We start from the raw sequence: 5,986 nt of genomic DNA, 5'->3' as shown, positions 1-5,986 counted from the left end.
GAATATACTATGATATACTATGTTTCATAAAGGTGCAATGAGCCATGCGCCTTGTCCAGTGAAGCAGAGGCCGACAAGACCAAGAGGAGGGAGGCTGACAATGGAGGCATGTCCCCATGCTCAGAGTATGGTAGCAGCCAAGCGAGAGCAAGGATGCAATGAGCGTAGCAAGTCTCAGCTATGGGGAGGAGAGCAAAAGACGGCGCGTACTCCCGAGCGTGTCCAGCCAGCGATTGAGCGTGATCAGGCCGGCATCTGGCATATACGCAGCTTCAAGGCGGCCAGAACTCTTCTACGCAGCGGTGTCGTACGTCAAGCCGGCTTCAAAGCCGAGATCCTGGCGCGGCTCCCCCATCTCATGCGTCTGCCGCTACTCTTCAGCGATGGTCAAGATCACCAACAGCAGCGGCGACTGACGGCTCGTTTTTTCGCCCCACGGGTCGTCGATGAGCAATACCGGGAGCTGATGGAACGATTGAGCGAGCGCCTCATTGAGGAGCTGAAGCGGCGCAAGCGAGTCGACCTGAGCCGACTGACCTTAGAAATGGCCGTACGTGTCGCCGCCGAAGTTGTCGGTTTAACCGACAGCCTACTCCCAGGCATGGCGCGTCGGCTAGGAGCCTTCTTTCGCTATCCCATTCAGCGCCTGAGCGCTCATCCCCGGACCTGGCTCAATTTTCTCGGATTACAGTGGGCGGTGCTGCGCTTCTACTGGCTAGATGTACGCCCGGCGATTCGGGCGCGACGGAGACGGCCTCGCCGAGACGTCATCTCCCACCTGCTAGCGCAGGGCGATAGCGAGCGAGAGATTCTAACCGAATGCGTCACCTATGGCGCAGCAGGCATGATCACCACACGCGAATTCATCTGCGTAGCGGCCTGGCATCTGCTAGAGCAGCCAGCCCTCCGCCAGCGCTTCCTGCAAGGCTCGCAAGAAGAGCGTTTAGCGCTTCTAGAGGAAGTGCTTCGGTTAGAGCCAGTAGTGGGCCACCTTTATCGCCGAACCACTGAGGAGCTCAGACTCGCAGCCGACTCTGGAGAGCAAGCTTGCATTCCCGCGGGCGCGCTCATCGACCTCCACATCTACGCTATCAACGGAGACGAACGTGTTGCCGGAGCGCAGCCGCAGCGGCTCTGTGCGGGGCGAGTGCTGCGCGAAGAGCGTGTTACACCCTCGCTCATGGGTTTCGGCGATGGCCCGCATCGCTGTCCCGGTGCCCCTATTGCCTTGCAAGAAAGCGACATCTTCCTGCGGCGCCTGCTAGCGCTGCCGGGATTGCGTCTTGAGCGTCCGCCGCGGCTACGCTGGAACGACCTGATCTGTGGCTATGAGATCCGTGATTGCATCGTGACACTAGATGAAAGGCCGGAGCCGGCCCGATGAGCGCTTGGCAGCGGCTTAAGCCTTCTGAAGCACGTAGCCGGCTTCCAACAGAGCGCTGCCTTGCTCCTGAGCGGGCGCGTCAGCCGAGCGTGTGCGCGTACTGCGTACGCTGCTCGCCCTAGCGAGACGGGCGCGCAAGCGCTCCTGGCGCGCCACTGTCGTCGGCAAGTACGGCTCCATTGCCCGAATCGCATTCAGATAGACCTGCTGCTGTTCCCGAATCACGCCATCCGGCCCCAGCTCCCACCACTCGCGCGGCGTGAAGTAGGCCGAAACCTCGGCCTCGGGGCCACTGCGCCCAAACCACTGGATCAGATGCAGATTATCGGACTGGGCCAGCCAGATGGCTAGGTCCAGCAGCTCTGGGTTCTCCGTCAAACGAGCCATGCCATAGACCTGACCCATCAACTGAAAGATCGTCTGCTGGGCGCTATTGCCAAGGAAAAACTCCATGCCTCCGCTGCCGGCCCAGGTTGTTGGGTAGACCGGCAAAGGCAGATGGTAAGAGCGCTGCTGGAAGCGATTGATCAGCTCACTGGGCGTGCGCGTCTGCACACCGCGGCGCGCCAGCTCGGCAGGCAGGGCGCGCATAAACTCGAAGATACCACTATCAAGGCGGTGGTGTTCGCCGAAGGTCTCATAGTCCCAGCCAAGCAGCAGAAAATCGCCCCAGGTATGGGCAATCCAGTCGGCATACGTATCGGCATAGAGCGGATAGCCCGACCACGAGCGATTAGAGAAGCGATAGCCCACATCATCACTCAGATCGAGATGGCGCGCCAACAGATAGGGGCCGCGCTCGCGGTCACCTACCACGGCATTGCGGCTACGATGGTTACCAGTACTGCGCCGGCCTGGGGCCGTTGGCGGACGGTAAGCCTGGGGAGGCAGCGCGTAAGGTTGCTCCTCGGTGTAGTGATAGAGATGGGTACTCTCGCGCCACCCCAGGACCCAAGGGCGACCATCCATCAGCGCACCGCGAAAACCCGCCAAATCCAGCGCATGGTAAATCGTCACCGACATACACATCTCGGTCGTGTCGGTCACCTGGGGACGCTTCCCGAAGATACGCTCAATCTCATCGGCCATCCACTGCATACGAGCAATGAAAGCCGGCAGATCGAGCAAGAACAAGAAGCTATGGTACGGCTCTACACCGATAATCTCCACGTTCTCGTGAGCCACCAGCTCGCGGAAGAGATCCAACAGAGCGGGGTCCCAGGCCTCGGCCTGACGCAGAAACGAGAGCGAGAAACCGATCGAGAAATGCAGGCCCTGGCGCACCAGGTCCAGAAACATGCGCGTTGCCGGATAGTAGCAATAGGTGGCCACCTTACGAAAGTAGCGCTCGTTCATGCGCTCATCAAAGAGGCAACGGACAATATCCTCGATCGAGGCGCCCCGTGGAATCGGCTGCGCAGGCAGCTTAAGGCGGCGCGGCTGATGCACCACAGTATAAATGGCAAGCTCAGCAACCATAACCCGAACCCCTACTTCAGCACGATATTCTGTTTCCGTGCCAGAAACTCCAGCTTACTAATGAGGTTTTCGATGACCTGGTCCCAGAGGAACTGCTCAGCCGTGCGGAAACCCGCGCAGCGGATGCGCTCCTGCTCCTCGGGATGGCGGCCCAGATGGAGCAGATAACCGACGATCTCATCAGGATCATCGGTCTCGGTCACGATAGCATTTTCGAAGGAGATAGCGTAGTCCTCGCCGGTGCAGCCGGTAACGGCGATACCGCGGGCAGCCATGACCTCCAAGGCCACCAGGCCGAATGGCTCATGACCGCTGTTAGCAAGGGTGGCATCGGCGGCGTGATAGATGCTACGGACAAATTCCTCGGGCAAGAAAAAGCGGAGATTGTAGATGTCGGCGGGGCCGGCGTTAGCGACCGCCTCAATGCACTGCTCAAGCGTAGGGCGCTGGGCGATAACATCGCGGATGACCAACCCGCGATGATAGGCATGACTGAGAACCTCAGCCCCATGCGGCTCGATCCCGCCACGGACAAAGAGGGTCACAGGATGCCCGCTATGCTTCAAGCGAGCCACGGCCTCGATGGCCATCATCCAGCGCTTGTCGGGGTCGAAGCGCCCGATCTTAAAGAGGAAAAGGCGACGCGGGTCTCCCTGACGCGCGATCTCGCGCAGTCGTGTGGCGATGGCTGGATCAACTGGAGCCAGGTGGCGGGCCGGAATCCCATTGGGGATCACCAGCGGATTAACGCCTAGCTCCCACATCTTATGCTTCATATACTTGCTGACCGTGCAGAGCGTAGTCACATAGCTCAGACGCCCCCAGTTGATGCGGTGCAGCGACATCAGACTGTTGAGGTTCCAGAGCATCAACACGCGCTGACGGATGCCGAACCAGTGCAACAGATCGGAGATGCGACACATCACCTCGGCGGTGTGCCAGTCCTCACCCATGATCACCACAAGCTTCCCCTCTTCGACCGCCGGACGGGCGATTTCCTCGTAGATATGCTGAGGAACGCTCTCATTATAATCGTAGAGCTTCTGCTCCTCACCGTCGTAGACGCCATTGGGATAATATTTGCTGACCCACTGCGACCAGCGCTTGAGGATCAGGCGGCCATCGACCCGATGCTCTACCGGGGGCTTGTACGGGTCACCGATAAAGATGAGATGGGTGGTGTAGCCCTGGGTGGCCAGAGCCTCGCTCAACTCAGTGACCCGGGTTCCCAGGCCGCCGGCAGTCGAGTAGACATCAGGCCCCTCAAAGCATAGCAGCACGAAGAGTGTGTTCTCTGGCGAGATAGCTCCCTCTAGTTCAATCATAGCTGATCTGTCCTTATTCTGTCTGTTGTATAGAAAAGCACTGATTGCCTTTGAGCTTGCTCTTGCCGTCGCCTTGCTGAGAGGCTGGAGCGCTGGCCGAGCGACGCAGACCGGGCACGAAGCAGGCCAGGCAGAGCAAAGACGAGAGCGGTGGGTCGGTTGCTTGGCGGCTCGTACGAGAGACATGCTCTCAGCACCTGTCTGCCAGTCTGCCAGGACCAACCGTCAGCCAGCCACAGCCATCCTGTGGGCGGAGAGCAGGGGCAACCAGGATTGCCCGCTTGACCCGCAGGACAAGGAGCGGGCGCGAGAAGCCCTTGACCTGTCACCATTATTCAGTGCGATCCCATGCGTGGTCGGGCATGATGAGCGGCTCTGCATCAATGCGTCTGTGGCGCGTGCATGGGCGTGCGCGTCCGTGTGCGTCTATAAATCGTCGATGAGTGGGATGACTGCGGCTGCGTGTCGTCGACACTCCTTCCTTGAGCTGTCGTCGCTAGTCCGTCAGTGGGAAGAGACGGCGCTCTCCTCGGGCTGCAACAATGTCTACCCTGGCTGCGGGCCGTTGGGAAGAGACGGCGTCTTCGCGCAGGCTTGCCTTGCATCTGGCATAGAAGCGGGCAGTGCTGGAAACATCGCCTCTGCTCATGTCTAGTATACCATCTCCTCTGCAACAGCAATCAGGCAATTCTCAGGGGGCTTGGCCCCTCTCCCCTTGACGGGCTGGCGGCGAACACGCGGGATGGCTTTGGCTTCGACCTCTCTGCGACGTCATTTCTATATAGAAGCATGCTTCAACCAAGCCTGAATGGTGCTTTACTTATGGTGAAATGCCGGTGTTGCTGCCAATAGGGGAAGCTCAGGCGGAGGAGTAGGAAACGGCCTGCGTAGCTTTCCACGCCGTAATGAGCGAAAGGCCGCCTGGTAGAGGAGATTGCAAGCATGATGCGTGTGAAAGAAAGCGATGATGAGAGCGAGCTTGAGCCTGGCACACGGCTTGGCAACTATTCCCTGATCCGTCTGCTAGGGAAAGGGGGGATGGCGCGCGTCTATTTGGCTCGTCAGATCTACATCGATCGTCTGGTAGCCATTAAAGTCCTGAATCTGCGGGCCTCGGCCTGGGAAGCTGAAGAACTGAGGCGAGAGGCTAGCCTGCTAGCCAGGCTAGCGAAGCATCCTCACATTGTGCAGATCTACGAATTTGATTTTGCTGGTTGCGTTCCCTTTCTGGTGATGGAGTATGCTCCTTACGGCAGCATGCGCAGCTACTGTGGTGGTGGGGCCTGTCTCTGGCCACGCGAGGCCTGCGGTTATCTGCGGCAAGCGGCGGCGGCATTACAGACGGTGCACAACTATGGGCTGGTGCATCAGGATGTCAAACCCGACAATCTCCTGCTTGCCAGGCCGGGCCATCTGCTCCTGAGCGACTTTGGCCTTGCCACCTCGCCGCGTTTGGCGCGCCTGAGGGCCACCCATATGCTGGTGGGCACCGCGGCCTACATGGCTCCCGAACAATTCGAGGGGAGGCCCAGCATGGCCAGCGATCAATATGCGCTGGCAGTCGTCCTCTACGAGTGGCTCTGCGGCGCCCCCCCTTTTGTCGGCTCATTGGTCCAACTGCAGCAGCTTCATCGATGCCGGGCGCCATTGCCTTCGCTGCGGGAGCGTAGGCCCAGCCTACCGCCGGCCATTGAGCCAGTGCTAGCACGGGCACTGGCTCATGAGCCGGAGCAACGTTATCCCTCTGTCTGGGCCTTTGCCAGGGCCTGTGAGCGGGCTTTGCTGGGAGATTAAAGCG

Annotated in this window: 4 protein-coding genes; 2 read left to right on the top strand and 2 right to left on the bottom strand. The window is 59.7% G+C overall.

Translation table 11 applies throughout. The features are described from left to right. Positions 1-100 precede the first annotated feature (100 nt). Positions 101-1,384 carry a cytochrome P450 gene (locus IRZ24_RS15655; RefSeq protein ID WP_297165964.1) on the top strand — a complete coding sequence of 428 codons (1,284 nt, stop codon included), beginning with the start codon at positions 101-103 and terminating at the stop codon, positions 1,382-1,384. Between the two features lie 15 nt (positions 1,385-1,399). Here the strand turns inward: IRZ24_RS15655 and IRZ24_RS15650 are convergent, their stop codons facing one another. Together IRZ24_RS15650 and IRZ24_RS15645 are read right to left on the bottom strand one after the other, a co-directional pair. Beyond that, positions 1,400-2,863: a glycoside hydrolase family 57 protein gene (locus IRZ24_RS15650; protein WP_297165962.1), complete on the bottom strand. Its 1,464-nt coding sequence runs from the start codon at positions 2,861-2,863 to the stop codon at positions 1,400-1,402. An 11-nt stretch (positions 2,864-2,874) separates the two neighbouring features. Continuing rightward, complete coding sequence (locus tag IRZ24_RS15645) at positions 2,875-4,188, bottom strand: glycosyltransferase family 4 protein (RefSeq protein ID WP_297165959.1); 1,314 nt, start codon at positions 4,186-4,188, stop codon at positions 2,875-2,877. Between the two features lie 942 nt (positions 4,189-5,130). Between IRZ24_RS15645 and IRZ24_RS15640 the strand changes: the two genes are divergently transcribed. Then, complete coding sequence (locus IRZ24_RS15640; protein WP_297165957.1) at positions 5,131-5,982, top strand: serine/threonine-protein kinase; 852 nt, start codon at positions 5,131-5,133, stop codon at positions 5,980-5,982. The last annotated feature ends 4 nt before the right edge of the window (positions 5,983-5,986 follow it).

This window comes from Thermogemmatispora sp. (assembly GCF_019683755.1).
Taxonomy (GTDB): domain Bacteria; phylum Chloroflexota; class Ktedonobacteria; order Ktedonobacterales; family Ktedonobacteraceae; genus Thermogemmatispora.
Note: the sequence above shows the minus strand (reverse complement) of the source record. Positions and strands in the feature narration are given on the sequence as shown.

What these genes read in the sequence shown, in the direction of transcription:
- IRZ24_RS15655 (WP_297165964.1), top strand. Translation starts at nt 101, where the DNA reads ATGGAGGCATGTCCCCATGCTCAGAGTATGGTAGCAGCCAAGCGAGAG.
- IRZ24_RS15650 (WP_297165962.1), bottom strand. Translation starts at nt 2,863, where the DNA reads ATGGTTGCTGAGCTTGCCATTTATACTGTGGTGCATCAGCCGCGCCGC.
- IRZ24_RS15645 (WP_297165959.1), bottom strand. Translation starts at nt 4,188, where the DNA reads ATGATTGAACTAGAGGGAGCTATCTCGCCAGAGAACACACTCTTCGTG.
- IRZ24_RS15640 (WP_297165957.1), top strand. Translation starts at nt 5,131, where the DNA reads ATGATGCGTGTGAAAGAAAGCGATGATGAGAGCGAGCTTGAGCCTGGC.